Annotated in this window: 23 protein-coding genes; 17 read left to right on the top strand and 6 right to left on the bottom strand. The window is 42.0% G+C overall.

The genetic code is table 11. The features are described from left to right. Positions 1–99: 99 nt before the first annotated feature. The 7 genes from ACT3QQ_RS00190 to ACT3QQ_RS00160 all read left to right on the top strand — a co-directional run bounded on the left by ACT3QQ_RS00190 (position 100) and on the right by ACT3QQ_RS00160 (position 5417). Complete coding sequence (locus tag ACT3QQ_RS00190) at positions 100–1581, top strand: C13 family peptidase (protein ID WP_444526416.1); 1482 nt, start codon at positions 100–102, stop codon at positions 1579–1581. A 69-nt stretch (positions 1582–1650) separates the two neighbouring features. Next, positions 1651–2541 carry an S-formylglutathione hydrolase gene (gene fghA, locus ACT3QQ_RS00185; RefSeq protein ID WP_444526415.1) on the top strand — a complete coding sequence of 297 codons (891 nt, stop codon included), beginning with the start codon at positions 1651–1653 and terminating at the stop codon, positions 2539–2541. Positions 2542–2806: 265 nt separating this feature from the next. Next, complete coding sequence (locus tag ACT3QQ_RS00180) at positions 2807–3055, top strand: TIGR03643 family protein (protein ID WP_444526564.1); 249 nt, start codon at positions 2807–2809, stop codon at positions 3053–3055. A 114-nt stretch (positions 3056–3169) separates the two neighbouring features. Next, the gene (rpe, locus tag ACT3QQ_RS00175; RefSeq protein WP_101205795.1) at positions 3170–3859 is read left to right on the top strand and encodes a ribulose-phosphate 3-epimerase; all 690 of its coding nucleotides are present in this window, start codon (positions 3170–3172) and stop codon (positions 3857–3859) included. 206 nt (positions 3860–4065) lie between these two features. Next, on the top strand, positions 4066–4464 hold the full coding sequence (locus ACT3QQ_RS00170) for a hypothetical protein (protein ID WP_444526414.1): 399 nt from the start codon (positions 4066–4068) through the stop codon (positions 4462–4464). A 108-nt stretch (positions 4465–4572) separates the two neighbouring features. Beyond that, positions 4573–4884 (top strand): hypothetical protein, encoded by a 312-nt coding sequence (locus ACT3QQ_RS00165; RefSeq protein WP_444526413.1) that lies wholly within the window; start codon positions 4573–4575, stop codon positions 4882–4884. A gap of 221 nt (positions 4885–5105) precedes the next feature. Further along, positions 5106–5417, top strand: a complete 312-nt coding sequence (locus ACT3QQ_RS00160; protein WP_444526412.1) for a hypothetical protein — start codon at positions 5106–5108, stop codon at positions 5415–5417. A 169-nt stretch (positions 5418–5586) separates the two neighbouring features. On the opposite strand, the gene rpmG is transcribed toward ACT3QQ_RS00160, so the two are convergent. Continuing rightward, positions 5587–5742 carry a 50S ribosomal protein L33 gene (gene rpmG, locus ACT3QQ_RS00155; RefSeq protein WP_010201403.1) on the bottom strand — a complete coding sequence of 52 codons (156 nt, stop codon included), beginning with the start codon at positions 5740–5742 and terminating at the stop codon, positions 5587–5589. Between the two features lie 127 nt (positions 5743–5869). Further along, the gene (gene rpmB / locus ACT3QQ_RS00150; protein ID WP_057761372.1) at positions 5870–6106 is read right to left on the bottom strand and encodes a 50S ribosomal protein L28; all 237 of its coding nucleotides are present in this window, start codon (positions 6104–6106) and stop codon (positions 5870–5872) included. 484 nt (positions 6107–6590) lie between these two features. On the opposite strand from rpmB, the gene ACT3QQ_RS00145 reads away from it, so the two are divergent. Together ACT3QQ_RS00145 and purU are read left to right on the top strand one after the other, a co-directional pair. Then, entirely contained in the window at positions 6591–12239 is a 5649-nt protein-coding gene (locus ACT3QQ_RS00145) for a hypothetical protein (RefSeq protein WP_444526411.1), read from the top strand. A 210-nt stretch (positions 12240–12449) separates the two neighbouring features. Then, the gene (purU, locus tag ACT3QQ_RS00140; protein WP_444526410.1) at positions 12450–13370 is read left to right on the top strand and encodes a formyltetrahydrofolate deformylase; all 921 of its coding nucleotides are present in this window, start codon (positions 12450–12452) and stop codon (positions 13368–13370) included. Between the two features lie 85 nt (positions 13371–13455). Here purU and ACT3QQ_RS00135 read toward each other — a convergent pair whose 3' ends face one another. Beyond that, positions 13456–14220, bottom strand: a complete 765-nt coding sequence (locus ACT3QQ_RS00135) for a cytochrome C assembly family protein (RefSeq protein WP_444526563.1) — start codon at positions 14218–14220, stop codon at positions 13456–13458. Between the two features lie 452 nt (positions 14221–14672). Between ACT3QQ_RS00135 and ffh the strand changes: the two genes are divergently transcribed. The 7 genes from ffh to ACT3QQ_RS00100 all read left to right on the top strand — a co-directional run bounded on the left by ffh (position 14673) and on the right by ACT3QQ_RS00100 (position 21268). Continuing rightward, positions 14673–16217: a signal recognition particle protein gene (gene ffh, locus ACT3QQ_RS00130; protein WP_444522886.1), complete on the top strand. Its 1545-nt coding sequence runs from the start codon at positions 14673–14675 to the stop codon at positions 16215–16217. A gap of 270 nt (positions 16218–16487) precedes the next feature. Further along, positions 16488–17189, top strand: coding sequence for a tRNA (adenosine(37)-N6)-threonylcarbamoyltransferase complex dimerization subunit type 1 TsaB (gene tsaB, locus ACT3QQ_RS00125; RefSeq protein ID WP_444526562.1), 702 nt, complete (start codon positions 16488–16490; stop codon positions 17187–17189). A 209-nt stretch (positions 17190–17398) separates the two neighbouring features. Beyond that, positions 17399–18241, top strand: coding sequence for an undecaprenyl-diphosphate phosphatase (locus ACT3QQ_RS00120; RefSeq protein WP_444526409.1), 843 nt, complete (start codon positions 17399–17401; stop codon positions 18239–18241). A gap of 82 nt (positions 18242–18323) precedes the next feature. Continuing rightward, positions 18324–19223: a class I SAM-dependent methyltransferase gene (locus ACT3QQ_RS00115; protein ID WP_444526408.1), complete on the top strand. Its 900-nt coding sequence runs from the start codon at positions 18324–18326 to the stop codon at positions 19221–19223. 91 nt (positions 19224–19314) lie between these two features. Further along, positions 19315–19557, top strand: coding sequence for a hypothetical protein (locus ACT3QQ_RS00110; protein WP_444526407.1), 243 nt, complete (start codon positions 19315–19317; stop codon positions 19555–19557). Between the two features lie 141 nt (positions 19558–19698). Next, positions 19699–20616: a 4-hydroxybenzoate octaprenyltransferase gene (ubiA, locus tag ACT3QQ_RS00105; protein ID WP_444526406.1), complete on the top strand. Its 918-nt coding sequence runs from the start codon at positions 19699–19701 to the stop codon at positions 20614–20616. Further along, positions 20609–21268, top strand: coding sequence for a DUF4112 domain-containing protein (locus ACT3QQ_RS00100; RefSeq protein ID WP_444526405.1), 660 nt, complete (start codon positions 20609–20611; stop codon positions 21266–21268). The genes ubiA and ACT3QQ_RS00100 overlap by 8 nt, the downstream gene beginning before the upstream one ends. A 175-nt stretch (positions 21269–21443) precedes the next feature. On the opposite strand, the gene ACT3QQ_RS00095 is transcribed toward ACT3QQ_RS00100, so the two are convergent. The 3 genes from ACT3QQ_RS00095 to ACT3QQ_RS00085 form a co-directional block, all read right to left on the bottom strand. Next, positions 21444–22088 carry a hypothetical protein gene (locus tag ACT3QQ_RS00095; RefSeq protein ID WP_444526404.1) on the bottom strand — a complete coding sequence of 215 codons (645 nt, stop codon included), beginning with the start codon at positions 22086–22088 and terminating at the stop codon, positions 21444–21446. Between the two features lie 82 nt (positions 22089–22170). Then, positions 22171–22602, bottom strand: coding sequence for a secondary thiamine-phosphate synthase enzyme YjbQ (locus ACT3QQ_RS00090; RefSeq protein ID WP_444526403.1), 432 nt, complete (start codon positions 22600–22602; stop codon positions 22171–22173). Positions 22603–22609: 7 nt separating this feature from the next. Continuing rightward, a complete protein-coding gene (locus ACT3QQ_RS00085) occupies positions 22610–23248 on the bottom strand; it encodes a hypothetical protein (protein ID WP_444526402.1) in 639 nt (212 codons plus the stop codon). Between the two features lie 152 nt (positions 23249–23400). Between ACT3QQ_RS00085 and yiaA the strand changes: the two genes are divergently transcribed. Beyond that, on the top strand, positions 23401–23958 hold the full coding sequence (gene yiaA, locus ACT3QQ_RS00080; RefSeq protein WP_444526401.1) for an inner membrane protein YiaA: 558 nt from the start codon (positions 23401–23403) through the stop codon (positions 23956–23958). Positions 23959–23961 lie beyond the last annotated feature (3 nt).

Below are 23961 nucleotides of genomic sequence, written 5' to 3'. Positions count from 1 at the left end.
CACAAAAAACCATCAACTGATTGTGCCACGCGGCTGTTACATTAAGATAGTTATCATTGAGTCATTTTATTTTTCTCGACTGGCTAGAGGTCTAAGTCTTTGTCACTTACGTCGTTAAAAACCGTCTCGCTTCAGCGTTTTTCGCTTAATTTCGCTGCCAATATTATTGCAACCTTGTGGATGCTAGTAGGCTCAACACGGGCTTTTTCTTGGGTTAAACCTACTTTTGTACAGTTTGCTGTATTCGCACTATTGGCGCTTGGTAGTAATGTCTTATTTTCTTGGTTAGCTGCTGAAAGTGGCAGTATATTCAATGAGCAAGGATTGGTCAGTTATTTGATATGGCCGATGATTATTTTGCTTGGTGGTATCATTTTGGCTCGGCGAGCGAGTAACCAAGCATTAGTATTTGTACCAGTAGTACTGTGGTTAGTTGCTGATACCTTATCAGCCCTATTACAGAGTTTGGTTCAGTTTTCTGGTAGCTATGGTTGGTTGCCTGATTGGAGTTATTCGTTCTTACCAGTACTGTTTTTAGTATTGTTCTTGTGGCAGACGCTAGCGTTGCTTTGGATTTTTTCTCGTCGTCTGCGGATACCATGGTGGGAGCGAATTATTGTATTGGTTGGCGCAGTAGCATTGCTGACTATCTGGCAGCGTAATGTCGCAGACCAGCCTATCTTTAAGCAAATACCTGTAGAACCTGTACTAGAAGAGGCGGCATTGTATCAGCAGCCACGTCTATTACAGCAAGCATTGGATAGTATAGACCCGAGTATCGATGGCAAAACCGATTGGTATTTCATGGGAGTTGCAGGATTCTCTGACCAAAACGTCTTTCGCTCTGAGATTAATAAAGTACGTGAGCTTTTTGATGTGCGCTTTGGTACTAGCGGCCATTCACTATCATTAATTAACAACACTTATAGCTGGTTAGATGAGCCAATCGCCACTAAGACCAGCATTTTGCGCGGCCTAAAGAAAATCGGTCAGAAAATGAATGCTGATGAAGATGTGTTGTTTTTAACGTTGTCTTCACATGGTAACCAAGATATCGTCCAATTGGCAAACCCGCCGCTTGCGATGGATAATTTAGATGCCACATGGTTGCGTGAGGCGCTAGATGCATCAGGTATTCGCTGGCGTGTGGTTGTGGTGTCTGCCTGCTACTCAGGCTCGTTTATTGACGAGTTGGCATCGCCGACCACGGTAGTGATTACTGCCTCCGCTGCTGACAAAGCATCGTTTGGCTGCACTAATACCGCTGAGATGACCTATTTTGGTCAAGCGTTTTTTGCTGAAAGTCTACGAGGCAATACCAGTTTTGAGTCGGCTTTTAAAGATGCCCGTATACGGGTTAATGAGCGTGAAAGCGCCATGGGCTTTGAGCCATCAGATCCGCAGATGGTCATTGGTAGTTTGATGGAGACGGCATTACCTGCGTTTGAGCAAGTATTGTTTGATAAGGCACGCCCATCAGTTGCTAGTATTACAAATAATGCGGCTTCTACAACGGTTAATATTCTATCTGATAGCGCTACTAATCTATCGGTAGACGAAGTAGAGATAGCTGCTGAATAAACACAAAGTATAATTTAGTATTGATTAAACATCGTCATTGGTTCTATTTTAAATAAAAGGATATCACTCATGCAAAATTCCTATAGTCATAGCTTGTCGAACAACAAACAGCTTACCCAAAAAAGTGTGAATCGCTGTTTCAACGGTGAGCAGCATTATTATAGTCATGAGTCGACATCTACCAAAACCTCTATGACGTTTAGTATTTATCTACCTGATGAGGCTTTGGCTGGACGTCGTTGTCCTGCGATATTGTACCTATCGGGTTTGACATGTAATGCTGATAATGTCACTCATAAAGCGCATTTTCAGCAAAAATGTAGCGAGCTTGGTATGATACTTATTGCACCTGACACTTCACCTAGAAGTAGTGAAGACAGCGATGTACCAAATGACGATCGCTATTTTGTTGGTCAGGGTGCAAGCTATTATGTTGATGCGACCCAAGCGCCTTGGTCAGACAATTTCAATATGCAAAGCTACATCGTTGATGAACTATATGACTTATTACGTTCAGAGTTTCCTATCCACAGCATCGGTGTCACAGGGCATTCGATGGGTGGTCATGGCGCGTTATTGCTAGGGTTTAAGTTCCCAAGTAAGTTTGTCAGCGTATCGGCTTTATCCCCCGTGTGTGCGGCCAGTGAGTCTGCATGGGGGCAAGCCGCCTATACAGAATACTTCGGTGATGATAAATCTCTATGGGCACAAGCGGACGCCTCACAGGTGATTGAAAAGGTTGGCCAGCAGTATTCGAGCATTTTGGTTGATCAAGGCGCGGCTGATAACTTCTTAGCAGAGGGTCAGCTACAAACCTCTAAACTACAAGATGCTTGTGCAAAAGCCAAACAGCCCTTAACATTACGCTACCAAGCGGGGCATGACCACAGCTATTATTTTATTCAAACAGTGATTAATGATCATATCGAACATCATTGGCATATGGCTCAAATGAGCTAAAGTGCTGTATAGACGACCGTGATACATTTTTCGCTACTCCATTCATGCTCAAAAGGTGATTTTTATGGCAAGTTATCAAGATTTGACAGCTTCTAATTCAAAGAATACGTCAGCAGATACGAGCTCTACAAAAGCGACTATGCAGGCTGACATGGATGCTGCTCTAAAAAACAAACAACGTACCAATAACTCTAGTAATAATGAAGCGTCTCAAGTTAAGTCAGATGAGTTGATTGCAAAAACTGTCAACGAAGCAGGCGATAGAGTGCTCGATGAGACGCAAATCTCACGTGTGATAGAGATGGCATGGGAAGATAGAACGCCATTCGGTGCGATAGAGCATAGCTATGGTCTCGATGAGACTGGGGTTATTAAACTCATGCGCCAAGAGCTAAAGCCTTCATCTTTTCGCTTATGGCGGCAAAGAGTTAGCAACCGTGCTACCAAGCATGAGGCAAAGCGCTCTTTCGAAGTTGGCCGTGCTTATTGCAAAACCCAATATAAGCCACGTTAACTCAATAAATATTCAACATCAATATGTACAAGGCTCGCAGTATATGTGAGCCGCTTGGAATTTTATTTTTAATTTATCAATATCTTATATAAACATAAATTAGGTAGCTCAATTATGAACAGTCCTGCTAAGCCTTATCTTATTGCACCGTCGATACTTTCAGCTGATTTTGCGCGGTTGGGCGAAGAGGTAGAGAAAGTACTAGAGTCGGGTGCCGACGTGATTCATTTTGATGTAATGGATAACCATTATGTACCCAATTTGACGTTTGGTAGCATGATTTGTAAGGCATTGCGTGACTATGGTGTTGAAGCGCCAATTGATGTGCATCTGATGGTTTCACCTGTCGATAGTATGATTGAGCAGTTTTTAGAGGCGGGCGCTAGTATCATTACCTTTCATCCAGAAGCCAGCGCTCACATCGATCGCTCACTTCAACTAATCAAAGATGGCGGTGCAGAGTGCGGTTTGGTATTGAATCCAGCAACGCCATTACATTATCTTGATTATGTTATGGATAAAGTAGATCAGATTCTATTGATGAGTGTGAACCCGGGCTATGGTGGGCAGTCATTTATCGATAGTACTCTAGATAAAGTCCGTCAGGTACGTCAGCGTATTATTACTAGTGGTCGTGACATACGACTGGAAGTTGATGGTGGTATCAAAGCCAGTAATATACGTGCGATTGCTGAAGCAGGCGCTGATATGTTCGTTGCTGGTTCTGCGATTTTTAATCAAGAAGATTATAAAACGGCTATTGATGAGATGCGCGCAGAGTTGTTATTAGCCAACAACAGCTAGCAAGTCTTGTATAGCTGATAAATGCTATTAGCCATACAATGATAATATTAAGATGTGCTGTATAACTTATGACTATATAGTTAATTCTCGATAAAAGAGCTACAGCGTTAACCTCGCTTGAAGTATCACGTATACATCTGCACTCAGTTGCCTTGTATCTCTTTTAAATTGAATCTATATAACGGTCAGTCACGTAAAGGTGAAATATGGACACAAACAATTCTACCCGTTCAACAAAGTCTTCAGAGCTAGTAAACTCTCATGAAGCGTTGAAACAGCAGTCTAGGCAGCCACTTACAAGTGAAACACCGCAGCGCAGTTTGGTACCGAAAGGCATTACGATTGGCTTAGCGATGTTTGCACTTGTACTTAGTTTGGCAGGTTATGGCTTTCGCCTGATGGTGGGCGATGACGTTGAAACAGTACTGCGTCACGCGGCAGTGATTGTGCCTACGTTTATGCTAGGTATTCCGTTGTTTTTTTGGCTAGGCTCTCGCATACTTAATAAAGTCAAAGGACTACATATCGAGAGTTGGAATGCGATTAGTTTGGGCTATTTGACCTCATGTATATCGATGCTATGGTTGATGGGTACTTATAGTTAAGTTGTTTCGCTGTAGATATAAGGCTTTTCCGCGCCTATATATAACGTCGTAATATTTTATATTTTTTAATCATTAAGCCATGTTCTACAAGCATGACTGGAATTTTATATGAGAATCGTACCAGCCAGTATTGCTAAAGTTATCTATCCTAAAGATTTACCAAATGGCCTATTTACCAGCTTAATTATCGCTTGCCTACTAATGGGACTAGCGTCATTACGTCATGGAACCGATTTACAAGGTTGGTTAAATGTCATTGAAAACTGGCTGCTGATGCTGCTGATATTTCCTACTGCAACGGCCACGATTGCACTTCCATTTAAGTATCGCGATCCTAGCCTTGAGCTAAAGCTCGTTTATTACCTTGGAATGTTTGTGGCCTTCTTATTTACATTAGCCAAACTGCGTTATTGGCGTTAATGTATACACACTGCATGGCATTCAAGTTTGCTTTTATAGCGAAGACTTATGTGATAACCCTTGAATTCTAGTATTAAAGCGTCCATTGTATGAGTAAGACAGATTTACCCGCGTGACTGTAAGACGATAGATTTGCCAAATGAGTTTATTTTTAAGGAATGACTGCTTTGCAATAACTAGTTTCTCTACCAGTACTAAACGGGATAATAAGGAACACATTAATGCCATACGATATCGATAATGAGATAGAAGTAGATAACGAGAGTAGCGATCAGTTTGCAGGATTTGCCAAAGAAACCACGTTAGAGCTAGTGGAAGCAGATGATGGTAGATTGTTATTGCGTGATGCTGAACAAGATGAAGCACCGCTGATGACTATTGATTTTTCTGACAAGCTAAAAGAGCTACTTGGTAGCGATACTCAAGCCATTGGTCAGCATATGATTCATGCTGCGATTCAAGTCATTATGCAAAAGCAAATGAGTAAGTGGCATGCGCATGTGTATGATAAAGAGCCGACACACTACAGCTAAGCTTTGGTTATTATTGAGCACTAATTAAAGCGAGTAGTTGAATATATAGCTTAGCAATATCAAACTACAGACATAAAAAAAGGGTTTATCAGTTGATAAACCCTTTTTTTGTTCAAATAACTTCTTTATAGAAAGTATTTATAAAAATGCCTTCTACAAATGATGGCAGTTATTTGATTTTAGCTTCTTTAAAGATCACATGCTGGCGTACTTTTGGATCAAACTTTTTGATTTCCATTTTGCCAGGCATAGTGCGCTTGTTTTTAGTAGTGGTGTAGTAATACCCAGTACCAGCTGTCGATACTAATTTAATTTTATCTCTCATGATAGCTTTCCTGTAAATGAGGGGTCTTCAAACGATAGGTACGTGTCTTAAAGAATGAGTTGCCACAACCAGTGCAGCAAAACAGCAGTTAAGTGATGAGAGTCATCACTCAGCTGCTATTCTTAACTTAAACTTTTTGACCTTGTGCGCGTAGATCCGCTAACACTTTATCGATACCAAGTTTGTCAATGATGCGCATACCTTTGGTAGACACACGTAGACGTACAAAGCGGTTTTCAGACTCTACCCAAAAACGATGGTTGTGAAGGTTTGGTAGAAAGCGACGACGGGTTTTGTTGTTTGCATGCGAAACATTATTACCCACCATAGGGCGCTTTCCAGTCACTTGGCAAACTCGAGACATGGCGAACTCCTAATCTATGAGGTATGAGTTTTTCTCATACCAGTCTGGGCAAGTTGCACGTTTTTGCGGCATGGACACAGCAAGCGGCAGCTTTGCACCAAACAAAACTATATGAAGGTTGAGTTGGTTTTGCTGCTATCTAAAGGCAAATAACAGGCTGACCAATTCAGAAAATTTTAAAGCCGACATTTATACCATAAAACAGATGAATACTCAAATACTTTTACAATAACTGCCGAATCAAAGGAGGACTATTATACCCTGAAATGAGCACTCTATGTTGTTGATTGTCTAATAGTGAGGTTTAATTTTTAGTTGTAAGTTATGACAAAAGCCAGTAAAGTTGCTGTTATAAATTTAATACAATTTGTTAATATAACAGTATCACTGTAAATATATGTATCATTACCAATATCTTTTGATTCTGGATAATGATTTTTTGCTTATTTGCTCAGATAAATTACTGCTCATGCGGAGTCAAAACATGTCATACAGCTCTTTACCTTTTACTTCTAAGTTGTTCCAGCTTACTTCTTTGACTTGCGCATTAGCATTAGCAGGTTGTGGTGGAGGCGGTGATGGTACCGATACTATTGCGCCAGAGCCTGATCTGGGGGTTACGCAGCCAGGAACGGATGATAGTGGTAATGACGGTGGTGAACAAGTACCAGACGTTGAACCTGACTTTTTCTTACAGAAACTCAGTACATCACCTACTATTATCGAGTTATCTGATGAGCAGGCTGTCTTTAATGTTACAGTCAAAGCTGCCGAAGTAGGCTCAGGTGGTGCGATGGTTGGCAAATCAGTTACATTAAAGGTATTAAGCTCTGAAACCAACGGTATCACTATTGAAGGTCAAAGCACTCAAGTAACTGATAGCGATGGTAATGCGGTATATACGTTAAAGCTTAACCCGCAAGCAGTCGCAGATAAAGATGCGTTAATCACAAATGGCTTTACCTTAATGGCCACTGCTAATAAAGCAGATGGGACGGCTGTTGCACCGCAAGAGCTGAAAGTCTCCGTTAGTAGAGAAGGTAGTGGAGATGGCACTCAAGTTGCTGAAAGTGAGCTTGATATAAGTACTTCATTGACTACCAGTTCGGTCTCCAATAACGTCTTAAATGTATATGGTGATACAGCAACTCTCAGTGTGATTGCCAAAAATAGCAAGGGTGCTCGTGTTCAAAATGTACAAGTTGGATTGGGTATTTCCAACGTTAAAGGGGTTGCTATTGTTGGTGGTAGTACGGCAGTGACTGATACTAACGGTTTAGCTACTTTTACGATTCAAGTTGATGATAAATTATCAGTCGCTGATCGTACAACGCTAGTAGGTAAAACCATAGCTTATGCTATCAACATTGCAGAAGAAAATGGTGCTACCAAAGAAACAAATGGTGAATTTAAAGCAGCGCTACCTATTTCTGATTATGCTTTAACAGTGACGGGTAACTCTAGTCGTCTTAGTGCTTATGGTGATAGCCAAACTATCACTATTACAGCTGCTGCCAAAAATTCCAAAGTACCGACAGTTATTAATGGATCGACGGCCACCATCAAAATTAATAATGAATTGACTGGAGTGAGCTTAAGCGCTGACAAAGTGACTTTAGATGCTCAAGGCCAAGCCAAAGTAACTTTGAATGTTGCTACTACTGTGAGCGAGGCTGACCGTACCACTCTTATCAAAGATGGCATTAGTTACACGGTTGTGCTAACTGAGCCTAATCGTTCATCGACCTCAAAGACGGCTTCTAGCACAGTTTATCTACCTACTGCAGAATATAAAATTAACTTCAACGAAAGCAATAAGAAAGAGTTATCTAGCTCAGGTGGTAGTGCAGTCGTTAGTTTCCGTGTCAATGATAGCCGCGGTGGCGTAGTAGAAGGGCAAAAAGTAATAGCAAGTTTACCAGAAAGCCTAGCTGCTGCAGGTCTACTAACCTTAGAAAATAATTCAGAACAAACCACCAATGCTAAAGGTGAAGTTAGCTATACAGTACGAGTGCCCAACAACTTGACAGAAGATCAGAAACTGCAGTTAGAAAAGGCGACAACATTTGTTTTAACAGCAAGCATCATAGAATCTTCAGGAGTACCTAGCTCTGTCAGTAGCGAAAAGATTCGTATTGGTTCAGACATCGGACAAAGCGATATTACATTGACTGCGCAAAGTGTACCTGCAGTCGCAAGTGTCTTAGATGAAGAGTTCAAATTACAAATCTTAGGTAAGCGTAAAGATGGCAGTGCTGCTGTCGGCCGTACAGTCAAGCTTATTATTAACGAAGGATTTACTACAGGTATTACTATTCAAGGTAACGAACAAACCACAAACGGCAGTGGCGTGGCAGAGTTTACCGTTCGTATCAGCCAAAACCTAACACAAGCACAGCGTGATCAACTAATAAAAGCAGGTATCGCTTACACTGCAGTACTGACTGATGAAGATGGTACTCAATCCAAAATCAGTCAAACAGTAAAGGTTGAACAGCCAGCAACAAGTATACAGTTCGCCTCTATCACTACTCCAGAAATTAGTGTGTTGGGCGGTAGCGGCAACATCGGTGTGAAATTAACCACTAAAGCGAGTAGTGCTCAACCGGTCAGAAACAAAGCGGTTACTATCCAGCTAGGTGCAAAAGCATTAGAGTACGGTGTCACAGCCACTCAAACTATAGCGACAACAGATTTCAATGGTGAGGCGCTTTTTGCTATTGATGTACCTGAAGGTTTGACAGCGGCGCAACAAGCAGATTTAAAGAACACTGGTATCAACTATCAGCTAACTTATGCTGAAAACAATGTTTCTTATAAGTCAGAAATACAAAAAGTAAAAATCACTACGCCTAGCGTTAGTTTAAGTATCTTGAATGCCACTAATAATATTGATAATCAAGTAGGATATATCCTAAACAATGTGGGTAGTACCGCCACTATCCAAGCACAGCTAAATAATCTGTCATCTGGTGAGCAAGTCACTAATCAAACAGTGAAATTCGTATTTGATAATCCTGAACTAGCAAGTCTGTTAATAGTAAACGGTCAAATCGGATCTTCTAATATCACTGCTAGTACAGACACCAATGGTTTAGTTAGCTTTAACGTTGTAGTTCCAAATAATTTAAGTGATGAGCAAAAAGAAGCGCTTAGCAAAAAACTATTGACAGCTACTTTGGAAGAAACATTAACTAGCGAACAACAGCAAGTTAAAATTAAAGTCCAATCGATGACATCGGCCATTTCTCTAATCGCTAATCCAGTAAATGCTTTAAACTTAAATGGTGGTGATACACAGATTGAAGTAGTGGCAAAAGACAAAAAAGGTAATGTAGTTACTGGTCAAAAAGTTTTTCTTGCACTGCCAGCTTCTGTTGCTAGTAAAGGAGTTACCTTGGTATCTGGTAGTCAAACTACTGATGATTCAGGCAAAGCGGTGTTTACTTTAGCAGTACCAAATAACTTGACGGATGTTCAAAAGAGCGCGTTAGGTACAAGCTTTGTTGTAGCATTATCAGCAGCTGATAGTAGTGGAAATATTGTGACGCAGACGAGTACTGTCCGTACGACTGTGCCAACTGGCACGACTGAAAGTCTTACTATTGGTGCAAATAAAGTCGTCAATACCAAAGGTGATACCTTCAAAGTGTTTGTTCGTTTAGAAAATACAGGCGGTGCTATTGCCAATCGTCAAGTTACGTTAAACGTTGATGATCCTATAAAAACAGGTGTCAGTATCTCGAACGGTACTGCTACTACCAACAGTGATGGCGTAGCTACCTTTAACCTAACTCTTGAAGATGGGGCGAACGTTAACCAAGCAACGCTAGAGGCTGGTATACGATTAACAGCGACCACGACCACTGCTGAAAATATCAAGTTGGAGCAAAACTATATCGTTGCAGTAGATACCGCTACGATCGATAGCTATCAGTTAATAGCGTCTTCTGATAAGCCAACCTTGACCACGGGCGGCGATCAAACTCAAGCCTCATTTATCGTCACAGACAGTCAGGGTGGTATTCTTACTGGTGTACCGGTACAGTTAAGTATCGAAAACTTAGAGTCAAGCGGTGCCGCGTTGACTACATCTAGTACAGTGGTAAGCGATAGTAGTGGTCGGGTTGATGTAGGTATATTGTTAGCAGCTAACAGTATCAATGCTCGCCTCAATCATAGTGTCGTGATTAATGCCAAAATTGTTACGCCGCAATATGATGCTAACGGTACTGTCAATATGGAGGTGCGTGAACAAAAATCTCTAAGCTTATCTGCACTTGGCACAACACTCACACTGACAGCATCTGAAAAAAATCTAAAAGACAATGCTACAACCGCCCTGTCTTCTACTTTAACTGATGGGTCGGGACTTGCAATTGCAAATGCTAATATAGAACTCATTAATACTGAGGGTGAGCGTATTGCTAGTGATGCAACCGCGACCACTGATGCAGAAGGTAAAGCTAGCTTTACTGTCAACGAAAGTGATTTGAGCTTTGATAGCAATGGTAACTTACGTGTCTTTGTGAGAGCAACGGGTGAGCGAGAACTGACCACGCAGCGTAGTACCAGTAGTATTGATTTAGTTAAAGTATCGCAAGCAGGTATTAGCTTCATCGATATTGAAGACTCTTACGATGTCAATGTTGCCCAGAATATTAATATACAGGTTCGCACTAACTCTGCAGCTGAAGCGAATGCACTTATTGGTAAGCTTTTAGAAGTAGAAACAACGATTGGGACGTTTGCGAACAATGATGTCATCTCGACTCAAGCGATAACGGCTTCCAATATTCAAGGTAATATTATTACAGTTCCAGTCGTATTTAATTCTTCACTTGCTGGCACAGCAGTATTGCAGGCGACAGTACTGGGTGAGATGAGCAATGGTCAGCTCAAGTATCAAACAACCGTGGATACGCGTTTTAGAGCTACTACGCCAGCTAAGGTACTGTTCCAAGCGGTAAGGTCAGTGATCACGCCGGGTAGTAGTACTGAGCTTGTTGCGACCGTTAAAGACAAAAACGACGTGCCTGTAGAAGGACAGATAGTTGTCTTTAGCCGTGCTTCAGATTCTTCAGCAGGAAGACTGTCTGCTGCAACTGCTATCACTGATAGTAAGGGTCAAGCACGTGTAGTGTATTTGGCAAATGCCAACTCACCAATTAATGGCGTGACACTCAACGCTCGACTATTGAAAGACCCTAATAATATTGGTAGCAAGTCCACTAATATTACCGTGTCAGAAGATGCTGTTTATACGACATTGACGTTCGCTAATAAAATATCTTCTGACGATATCTACTACACAGTTCGTGGCTCGATATCGGTTATGGATGGCTCAGGACAGGCCGTGGCCAACAAAGAGGTATCTATCAAGTCTTATGCAGTAGAATATGCACAAGGTCGCGTATGTCTACTAGATAGCAATACCTCATATCAAGGGGCCAATACGGTAGATGGAGAAGGCAACATCAGTACGCCAGAACCTAAAACGTTCTCTGAGAGGTCTATCGTATTGTTACAATCTAATTGGATTACAAGTGAAGATAGTCCAGAATATAACTACATCTTAGATAATGATGATGATGTAAATAACAATGGCGTGCTGGATACGATCAATCCAGTTGCTATTATTGGTGGAACATTTGCTGATGATGGCTATTCCTTTGTCACTGATGCAGAGGGTCGTGCTGATTTCCAAGTTCGTTATCCTATCCGTTATTCAAACTGGGTAAAAGTAAGGTTCGATGCATCAACTTTCTTAAATGGTAGTGAAAATACTCAAAGCTTGAATTACTCGCTACCATACTTGGAGGGTGACTTGAATATCGCCGGTGATACCTTATTCAGCCCTTGGATCGCAGACGCTAGTCCGTTTGGTCCAGGTAATGCAAATTGTGTTAATAGCTTGAGTGTCAATATTGATGCTGAAAAAGATACTACGAAAGTAATACTGTCACCATATCAGCCAAGCTATGCAGTATCGATCAATGGGATCGCTCCAGATACACAGTCGCAAGGTTATAACAGTTATATTGTAGACTTTAACCGAGCATTTGAATTAGGGGCTACGTTGGGCGTCGTGAGTAATGGTGCAGGTTTTGCCAGAACTATAAAGGTTGAATAATATTAGCAAATACTGAATAGTGATATCTAAAAAACCCCAACTCTACGTTGGGGTTTTTGCATTAACTTTCTAAACAACCAAATCACCTTAAATAACCAAAAACAACCAACTCGCTCAGCAAAGTATTGCAAAAAAGATTAAAATAACGGGTTTACTATGCTGTTAGCAATTTTTCAGCGATAAGTCATCATTTTTTATATTGGGCGAACTATGTCAGACAACACCAAAACGGTTTCATTATCGACCATCGCTTCTCAAAGCAAACAGACACCTAGCGCTATTGATACAGCCACACTGCTCATCAAATGCAAAGATCAGGCCGGTATCGTACAGGCAGTCTCTGAGTTCATCCATCGTTATGGCGCTAATATTATTACGCTTGACCAGTATTCAACGGCGCATGAAGGCGGTCAATATTTCATGCGTTTAGAGTTTGCCTTGGCAGGATTGAGCGATATTATTGAAAATTTTGAAGCCAGCTTTGCGCATACTGTTGCTAAGCGCCATGATATGGATTGGCGTCTACATAATAACGCAACGAAGACTAAAGTTGGTATTTTGGTCTCGAAGTTTGATCATGCGTTGTTAGATCTATTATGGCGACATCAGCGTGGACTGCTCGATTGCGAAATTACTTGCGTGGTCAGTAACCATCCTGATTTACAGCAAGCAGTCGAAAACTTTGGTATTAGCTTTCATCATGTACCAGTAACCAAAGACAATAAGTCCGACGCAGAAGAGCAAATCCATAAGCTGATGGCAGGTAACGACTTACTAGTGTTGGCGCGCTATATGCAGATTTTGTCATCAGATTTCGTCAAACGGTGGCCCATGCAAGTGATTAATATTCATCATTCGTTCTTGCCTGCGTTTGTGGGTGCAGATCCTTATCGCCAAGCTTATGATAAAGGCGTTAAGCTTATCGGCGCAACTGCGCACTATGTCACCGCCGAGCTTGATCAAGGGCCTATCATTGAGCAAGACGTACACCGTGTGACGCATCGCCAAGGGGTGACAGAATTGCGTGCTATCGGCCGTAATATTGAGCGAAACGTATTAGCACGTGCTGTAAACTGGCATGTGCAAAATCGTGTGATTGTGGCGGGTAACAAGACCGTCGTATTTAACTAAGAAAAATTAGTAGTGAATCGGCAAAAAATATAAAAAAGGCGGTCAGTAACTGTTGTTGCTGACCGCCTTTTTCTGAATATATATTCTAAAGAAGCATTTCTAAGACGAACTTGCTACCAACAAAGCCAATGGCTAATAGAATAAAAGCATAAATAGTGATATTGGCCGCACGTTTGCCTCGCCAGCCTGCACGCCAATTACCGAATAGTAGTACACCAAATAATAACCACGACAGCAGACTAAAAACAGTCTTATGCACGATATGTTGCGCCATCAAATCTTGCACATAGATAAATCCAATCCCCAGTGCGATATTGAGCAATACAAAGCCAACCAACAGCATATCGAATAATAAACTTTCCATACTTTGCAAGGAGGGCAGTTTATTGACCCAAAAGCGGTGAATGGTATGATGCTTGAGCTCACGTATTTGTAGACGTAGAAATAGCGCTTGTACCGCAGCCATCAACAGCACACAATAGGCAGCCAATGATAATATGATATGGATTTCAAGCCCGATACTGACATTGGTTAGTGGTTGATAAGGGGCGCGGCCGATATAACCGACAGTCATACCTATTAGCGCAGTGGGTGCAGCCAAAATGCCAAGACTAAGAATAGGGCGGTATAAACAGAACAACAGGTAAAAGAATAAGAAAAATAAACTGGTCAGACTGATTATATTGAATAAGTTGAAATTTAAGCCATACAGCGTCACAACGTATGGATATAGCAGTGCCGCATGTGCAGCCATGCCGATGAGCAATAAGCCCAAACTGAGGCTTTTGTGGATAGGTTTGTCCTTAGCCAGCGCCCAACCAATATGGATGCTGACTAAGATATAAGCCATGTTAGCAAGTAAGAATGCAAAGTGCACAGATAAAAAGCCTCATCTTATACTGAGCATAAACTGCCGCTCAATGTTTCGCTAAAGTGGTATTATCAGAATGATTAGAATAATCGTCCAATTTATCATAAAATGGGTGCCAGTTGAGCGCCATCTTGCTTATAACTTATAAATGATCGGCAGCGCGGCATAGTGCAAAACATAAAATATGTCATCTATAAAAAGTTGACTACAGTTATAAGTGCCGTGTTCGTTGCGAAACGACTATAAGTTTTGAGCCATGTTAATGCTATAGTATTGATAATATAATTCTTTTATCATATCCCTTGTCATGCAATACCCTAATATTTTATAGCGTATCCTAATATTATTTACGAACCATTTTAATGGTTTGATTTAGAGTTATTTTAATTGCGTATTATTTAATTGAAAACCATTTTAATTGAGAGTTATTTATGTTTGATACCTTAACAGAACGTTTATCGTCGAGCCTACGTAATATTGTCGGTACCGGACAGTTGACCGAAGACAATATCAAAGACACGCTGCGTGAAGTGCGTATGGCGTTGTTAGAAGCTGACGTGGCGCTACCTGTCACTCGTGATTTTGTAAAACGCGTTAAAGAGCAAGCGCTTGGTGCTGAGGTGCTAAAAGAGTTAGCGCCAGGTCAAGCCTTTGTCAAAATCGTACATGACGAGCTTACCGAAATGATGGGCAGTGCTAACCAGCAGTTAGAGATGACAGGTAAGCCGCCTGTTGTTTATTTGCTAGCAGGTTTGCAAGGTGCAGGTAAAACGACGACAGCGGGTAAGTTGGCCAAGTATCTACAAGAGCGCCAAAAGAAAAAAGTCATGCTGGTATCTGCCGACGTCTATCGTCCAGCGGCAATCAAGCAGCTTGAGCAAGTAGCCGGTCAGGTGAATGCTAAGTTTGTGAACTCAAGCACAGATGAGAATCCAATTGATATCGCAAAGCGTGCGATTGAAGAAGCCAAAATACAGTATCAAGATATTCTGATCATTGATACCGCCGGCCGTCTACATATCGACGATACCATGATGGATGAGATTAAGGCGCTAACAGCTGCAGTTAATCCATCTGAGACGCTATTCGTCGTCGATGCCATGACGGGGCAAGATGCTGCCAATACCGCAAAAGCCTTTAATGATGCACTGCCATTGACGGGTGTTATCTTAACCAAAACTGACGGTGATGCTCGCGGCGGTGCGGCGCTTTCTGTACGCGCCATCACAGGTAAGCCAATTAAGTTCTTGGGTCGCGGTGAAAAACTAGACGAGTTAGAGTTGTTTCACCCTGAGCGGATCGCGCAGCGTATCCTTGGTATGGGCGACGTACTAAGTCTGGTTGAAGAAGTTGAGCAGAAAATTGACCGTGATAAAGCCGAAAAAATGGCGAAAAAGATGCAAAAGGGCGGTGACTTCGACCTTGAGGATCTATTGACCCAATTCCAGCAAATGAAGAGTATGGGCGGTATGGCAGGCTTCTTGGATAAGATGCCTGGTATGGGCGGTTCAGACATGCAAAAGGCCGTTGAAGATGCCAACCCAGAAGAAAAAGTACGTGAAATGGAAGCGCTAATCAATTCAATGACGCCATTTGAGCGTAAAAACCCTGATAAGATTAACCCAAGTCGTAAGCGCCGTATCGCTGCAGGTTCAGGGCGTGAGATTCAAGATGTTAATCGTTTGCTCAAGCAGCACAAGCAAATGGCAAAAATGATGAAAATGATCTCAAAACCTGAAGGCATCAGTAAAATGATGAAGTCTATGCAAGGACTCATGGGCGGCGGTAGTGCTGGTGGTGGCGGCGGTCCATTGTTTGGTGGTGGTCAGCAAGGTGGTGCTAAAGACGTGAATCCAGAACAAATGGCTAAGCAAATGGGACTGGATCCAAACAACATGCCAAGCACCGAAGAGATGCAAAAGCAAATGCAAGAAATGCAAAACCAAGCGCCAAAGAAGTTCAAAACGCGCTTTTAGATAACAATTAGTTATTTTTAAGAAGTTTGATCAAAGCCCCGAAGCTAATTAAGCTTTGGGGCTTTCTATTGTCATTAGTTGTAGATAAACACTGATGGATAAAGTGTGAAAAATATAGAAATTAATAAAATTCGTGTACCCTAAATGCTATGATAGGCGCTGCTTCATTCTGTCTGGATTTCGATAGTACATGAATGATAGATCGTTATGAAAAATTAGTAAAATCTGACAAATCAATTTAGAACGCCAAAAGTAAAAGCCGAGGTTGTGATGTTTTTAGCAATGGATACCGTGTTCGATCAGTGTTCGATCGCGATTTTAGATTCGAGCGGGCAGGTACTGTCGAGCCATACCGAAACAGGTAAGCGTCAGCAGACTCAGCAGATTTTACCGATGATTGATGCTGCGTTATCTGAAGCCAAGCTAGATCTTGCTGATATAAAAGCCTTAATATTCAATCGAGGACCGGGTGCGTTCAGTGGTATCCGCATCAACACAGCAGTGGTACAGGCTCTGTCTGTAGCGCATGACTTGCCTTGTGTTGGCGTCTCAAGCCTGCAGGCAATCGCACAATGCGCGTATCAGAAGTATGGGCTGACACACCTATATAGCGCTCTTGATGCGCGTATGCAGCAAGTCTACTTTGGGCAGTATGAGTTGGTAACTGACAATCAGTTAGGTCATAGCATTATGCTGCCAGTATTGTCTGATGGTAGCGATAGTACAGAGCAGCTATTAGATTATGATAGACAAACTGAATTTATCCTGCCTATCGCAGGTAATGGCGCACCGCTATTGGCACGACATGAACAGCAAGACTGCCATGAAGATGTTTGGCCAAATGCTGTTGTCATTGGACAACTTGGTATTGCTCAGTTTGCAAACGATGGTGGTACGGAAGCAGCGCAGGCATTACCGAAATATCTACGTAACCAAGCGTGGAAAACACTCAAAGAGCAAGGCAAAGCATAGCTTCATAACTATGCTTTTTGAAGAGTTGTCTGCTGTAACTGGTTACGATAAATATCTTAATCATTACCAGTTTAACTCAATTGATAGCAGCCAGCCTTTTAGTGTTTAGCAAGCGCATACTAATATAAAATCAACGTTAATATAGGACAGCCAATCGGTCTGTTGCTAGGCCATTTTCTTTAGGCCAGTCTGTTTCTAGGAAAGTCACTGTGGATATACTTTTATTCGTTCAAGCTGTCATTATGGGTATCGTTGAAGGTATCACGGAATTTTTACCCATTTCTAGTACAGGGTATTTGATTTTATCAGCTGACGTGATGGGCTTTTGGACCAAGGAAAAAGTCGATTTATTTGTCGTGGTGGTACAGCTTGGCGCTATTTTGGCAGTGATTTACGACTATTGGGATAGACTGTGGCAAGCACTGATGGGTTTGCTGACTGGCAAAGCAGAGGGCATGACTAACCCTAGGCAGCTAGGCCTGAGTTTAATTGTATCTACTATTCCTGTGATGATCGTTGGTTTTACCTTTGCTGATGAAATCAAAGCTTATTTGTTCAATCCTATCGTCGTCGCCATTATGCTCATCATCGGCGGTTTACTGATATTCTATGTGGAAAAACGTCCTAAAGCGGTCATCGCCGTAGAAGCAGAAGATGTCAGTATAAAAACGGCATTAATGATTGGCCTGTTTCAGTGCCTGGCACTCATACCAGGGACGTCACGTTCAGGAGCCACTATCATTGGTGCGCTATGGTTAGGTGTCTCACGCAAGGCTTCTGCAGAGTTTTCCTTCTTTTTGGGTATTCCTGTTATCGTCGGCGCGGCATTACTAGATTTGCTCAAACATGGTGATGTACTGACCAACAGTGAAGATTGGCTGGTGTTAGGTATCGGAACCATCGTGTCATTTGTAGTGGCGTTGCTTTGTATCCGCTTACTTGTGGCATGGGTAAGTCGCCGCGACTTTACTATCTTTGCTTGGTTGCGCATTATCACAGGTGTTGTTGTGTTGGTTGCCGCTTGGGGCTTTGGTTATCAAATGGCGGGCTAGATTTAGCCCATGGTTTATAATACTAATGATTTAACACGCCAGTAATTCATAGTGAAAACAATCAGCAAATAGGATGATGGTTATGACAGATGTGCCCCAAAAGTATGACGAGACAGGTGCTTTTGTACATTGTCAGTTACTCTATGTCAATGACAGCCAGCAAGCACAGGTTGAGAGCCTACAGTCATTGATAGCTGAGCATACATTACCAATTCTCTTAGATGTAGAGGTCGCTACAGAGAAATTAACTCAAAAGCGCCGTCAGCAATTGAGCCAAGCATCTACTCAGCCTATTCTATTATTAGATGATAAAGATAAGCTATCATGGCTAAGTGATGGACTCAGTGTAGCACCTGAGTGGGACAAGTTGCAGCGCCGTGTCGTGAGTGCTGGTCGTAAGTCTGAGCTGCTATTACAAGCGGCCAAAACTACGTCAGATAGCCACGTTATTGATGCAACCGCTGGCTTTGGGCATGATAGTTTGATATTGGCCAGTACGGGTGCACAAGTCACTATGCTTGAACAACAGCCTTTAATGGCATTGTTGCTACTTGTAGAGCAGCAGCGTATGAGTGCGCTACCCAATTGGCAGAAACTCATGAGCCGCCTACAGATTATCAATACTGATGCATTGAGCTATTTTGCGAATTTAAAGGTGGATTCCGTAACAGATAATTCTACGATAATCGATGTCGTCTATCTGGATCCGATGTTTCCAGAGGATAGCTATCAAGATAGTAAGACAGGCAAGGGTGCAAAAGTCGGTAAGCATATGCAAGCATTGCATCAATTAGCTCGTCCACCAACATCAGATGAAGAGCTAGCATTACTAAATAGTGCGCAGGCCGTTGTCAAAAAAAGTACGCAAGGCCAAGGTCGCGTGGTCGTGAAGCGTCCACAATTTGCACCATTGCTTGCTGGTGAGTTAGCCAGTGAGAGCTGGCACAATGAAGCCGTGCGTTTTGATGGGTATTTTGTCTGACAGCTGCTGTTTGTGATAATGGATATACGAGTATAAATTTACGTAATCAATCAGCTTATGCGTTCAGAATTAATGGATTTAGGAGCAAGGAATGTCAGCGTTAATCATTTGGGTTATGGGTGCAATTTTATTGTTGATTAATATCATGCTGCGCACTCGAATCCTGCGGCTTGAGGCACGGTTGAAAGAGCTGAGCAATCCACAAGAGCAACTGGCGTTTTTGCGTCAGCAAGCAGCACAGAAAGACAAAGTCCCAGCGTTAAAAGCTTTGCGCAAGCAATATCCTGAGGTATCACTGATCGAAGCTAATAAGTTATGGCAACAAATACAGTAATTAACCCGTTAAAGTTTAGTAATTTGACCATGAAAAGTCAGCAACCAGCTCCTTTAAAAATCGATTTAGTTGTTCTAGGCTAAACATATAAGTGCATATAAGCACACATAAAAAGTATCCAATTAATGATAATAAAAAACCATGACATTTAAAGACAAGCTACAAGCCTATATCCAGCTTACCCGTTTTGATAAGCCAGTTGGTATTGAACTGCTTCTATGGCCAACGCTTTGGGGCGTACTACTCGCTGCAATGGGTCAAGCACAGCAACAAGGAATGACGGCAGCGTTGCCAAGTCTAAAGGTATTCGCGATATTTGCCCTTGGTGCAATATTTATGCGAGCGGCTGGTTGTGCGATTAATGATTTTGCAGATCGTAAAGTAGATGGTCATGTGACTCGCACTAAAGGTCGCCCATTAGCAGATGGACGCTTATCTGGCAAAGAAGCCGTTTTTGCATTTTTAGTACTGGTGCTGTTAAGTGCCAGTCTGCTATTTTTTCTGCCTATAGCTGTATTCTACTGGTCGCTTGGTGCCATTATGTTGGCGTTTATTTATCCATTTATGAAACGCTATACGCACCTGCCGCAAGTATTTTTAGCAGCTGCTTTTGGGTGGGCGATACCGATGTCCTATGTGGCGGTGCAAGGCGCTCCTGATATATGGAGCTGGCTGCTATTCTTAGCTTATATGTGTTGGACAGTGGCTTATGATACTCAGTACGCCATGGCTGATCGTGAAGATGACTTAAAGATTGGCGTGAAATCAACGGCGATACTGTTCGGTCGTTATGATGTGATTATCATCTCGATACTTCAGATGCTGTTTTTGCTAATGATGGGTGTGGTTATGTGGCACTACTTTGCTCCGACCACGTTAGGTGTAACGCCAGTATTCGGATTGGCGCTAGTCGCAATGATGTTCGCCAAACAAAACAGCGCTTGTGCCAGTCGTAACCCTTTAGCTTGCTTCCAAGCATTCTTGGCTAATATCTGGGTAGGGCGCTATGTCTTTGCTCTTATAGCAGTCGCTTGCATATGGGCAACGCTAAATGGATAAGTTCGATAAATTGCCGAGATTCAAATCAAAGAAACTGTCTGGCACGAATGCCTCAGTCGTAGACTATCAAGCAAAACTTGCAGAGCATGGTCTGACGCGCGACCAGGTCATTACAACTGAACGCAAGCTAGCAAAATTTGCCAATACCATGGATTCACTAGTACGAGTGCCTTTTACCAAGCAAGGAATGGGTGCTGATGTCGCGCTTTCCACTATTCCTCTAGCAGGAGATTTGGCAGGATTGGCATTGACCAGTTATGCATTTATCTTAGGGCGTCAGCTAGGTGTGCCTGCTCATAAAATGACGCCAGCGGTTAGATTGGCACTTATTGATATGGTCGTTGGTATCGTGCCTGGCATTGGTACGTTCTTAGATATTTTTATTCGTCCTAGTCGTAAGACACTAGCTATCGTGCACGAGCATTTACACCATGAGTATGGGATTACCGAAACCATGCATATGGATCGACCGTTTTTGCATCAGTCATTAGAAGACAAACAGCAGCAAAGCCGCTTTAGGTTTTTTTGGCGCAATCCAATCGTTGCTTGGCTGTATTTGCATATCCCTGATTTTCTTGGACTGCTGGTCATTGTGTTTGTCGGTTGGGGGCTATGGACGGTGATAAGCTGGCTGGTCGGGATGTTTGGTTAATCAACTGGGTTTGGTTAAATACAATAACTTATCACTCGTTACCCATTACGAAGCTCAGTAGAGATAAGAAGGTACAAAGTAAGTCACAGAAACAAAAAAGGCGGCAACGATAATAACGTTTGCCGCTTTTTTTATGGTTTTGAATAGAGTATTAAAACAGAAAGCGAAGCAGGTTTTATTCAGTGATTACCTCTGCTTCAGCACTGACAGCATCAAAGCTAGTAGTCTTATTGTCTTGGATAAGGTCGATAGTGCCGCCACCAGCATGACTGACGAGTTGGACACTGCTATCAGCTGATTGATAGGTGGGATTATTGCCTTGGCCTTCAGGTGCGCTTAATGTCATTTTTGGCTGGTTGGGACGAGTAACGATAGCGTTAAGCATGCCAGCTGCCGACGTCTCAAAGACTACGGACAGATTTTCACCTGCTACACTTTTATAACGAACATCAGTGATTTGTGCGCCTTTGATAGCTTGTTCTGGGTTAGGTTTTTCAGCGCTATCATTTGCAGTGGACGCAGTATCACCAAGATCTTTATCTAACTCCGTTACGCTCATATCACTTTCTGAATCAGCATCAGTCTGTACTACATTTTGAGCGTCATTGGTATTGCTGTCTTCGGTGTCATCAACGTTAATATTAGTCGTTACTGGCGTGGTTTGCGTAGAAGTTTCAGCTGCAGTTTTATCAGTTGCTTCAGGTTCTGAATCTTTTTGACAAGCAGTAAGTAGCAATAGACTAAAGAAAACAGCAGGAGTTGTACGATAAAGCAGTTTAGATTTTCGTAAGTTTAGTATTTTTGAGAAGGGAGTATTCATAATCAGCTTTATCCGTTAATGGCGCTCTACGTAGATGTGGCAATTTGCAAGGGTCAACCTGCTATTTACTGACAGTATATTATTACGTATTTACTGTAATCACCAGCTTACGCTGTCCGCCATATTCTTGAAGGTTTCTGTGCTCACACAAGTAAATCCCTTGCCACGTACCCAGTCCTAACTCACCATCGACAAGCGGAATAGTCAAACTTACCCCAAGCATCATGCTTTTAAGATGAGCTGGCAGGTCGTCTGAGCCTTCTAAAGTATGGCGATACTCTGGCTGATCTTCTGGCGCGATTTTATTGAGCCAATCTTCTGTATCTAGTCTGACATCTGGATCAGCGTTTTCGTTGATCGTGAGACTGGCTGACGTATGTGGCAAAAACAGATGAATCAACCCTACCTTGGCAGAGTGAGGTAACAGCTGAGAAACTGCTTCTCTAATCCTCGGAGTGATAATATGAATGCCACGCGCATAGGCAGGTAGTGTAAGAGTGGTTTGGTAAGACATGAAAACCTCATTTTATTTTTAGACTGTCGATTGCCATACCGCTGTCTTTATAGACATCATTCAAATAGCGACGGCTAGCAAGTAACTTATCGACGACGCCACCTTGGCTTTGCGTATTGAGCTTTTGTGCAAAGTCTAAAATCGTGCCCAGCTGGTCTAGCACTATGTCATAACTGGTACTTTGTTTATCCACATCAATAATGACCGTCTTTGCGTAATGTTTATCAAGGCTTAAGTAATCAGTAATCAACTCTGGAACACGCGTGCTAATAAATTTGTTGAAGGTGAATAGCTGTGATTCAGTAATTTCGCTGTGATGAGTCGATTCATACTGTTGCCCAATATCATCCATTATTGCTCGAAATGTTTGAGGAACTTGCTCGTTATAGAGCAGTTTGATAAATGGATGTTGAGCTGAGAAGCTAATAACACTTACAGAGTTATCTTGTTCATATTCATACATAGCATCTTTTGTTACTACGGGTACTTTCTGAGATTGGGTACTATGGAGGCTTGCTGCTTCTAAATACTCTTTATGTCGCTTTATAGAGTCAGTTTGTGTACGTTTCGACTTTTCTTTCATCACGAAAAAAACGGGTACAACAAGAATAAGGCTAAGTAAAACAAGCAAGCTAAAAAAAGACATGTCGGAGCTCTGTCATTGAAAATGCTATTGGTTATTAGAAATAATTTTGTATTACAATATAACATGCTTGTGTTATGTTAAAGCAAAACATAGTTTGATAAAAAAACGTACTGCGCCACAGAGTATATACTTATTTTTAATTAGGGATAAAAATGAATAACGACACGATTGCTAAGAGTCAGTTAACTGCTTATAAGCCGACAACCGCTTATGTTGGAACATCTTGGGCAGTAATGCTGGTTGGTGTCGTTGCGTATTTACTTGGGCTATGGAATGCACAAAGCATGTTATTAAATGAAAAGGGCTATTATGTAGCGGTGCTCGCTCTCGGTCTTTATTCTGCCATTAGCCTACAGAAAACGCTGCGTGATCGTAGTGAAGGCATCCCAACAACAAATATGTATTACCTAATCAGTTGGGCAGCACTAGGGTTATCCATTGCGCTTATTGCAATCGGTCTCATGTATGCAGGAGGACTAAGCCTAAGCGAGAAAGGGTTTTATATGATGGCGTTTACGATGAGTTTGTTTGCAGCGGTTACTATTCAGAAAAATACTCGTGATGAAGCGCAAATACGCACATTAACCGCACCTTCGATTTCTGACGATACTAAGAACAGTGCCAAAATAACTCATCAAGCATCACACGAATCTGATGCTAGCAAATCGCTATTTGGTACCGTTAAGTCTAAAATGAATGATAGAGACTAACGT

The sequence above is a fragment of the Psychrobacter sp. AOP7-A1-24 genome (assembly GCF_052376235.1).
Lineage (GTDB): Bacteria > Pseudomonadota > Gammaproteobacteria > Pseudomonadales > Moraxellaceae > Psychrobacter.
The sequence above is the reverse complement of the archived record's forward strand: the minus strand, read 5'-3'. Positions and strand labels throughout refer to the sequence as shown.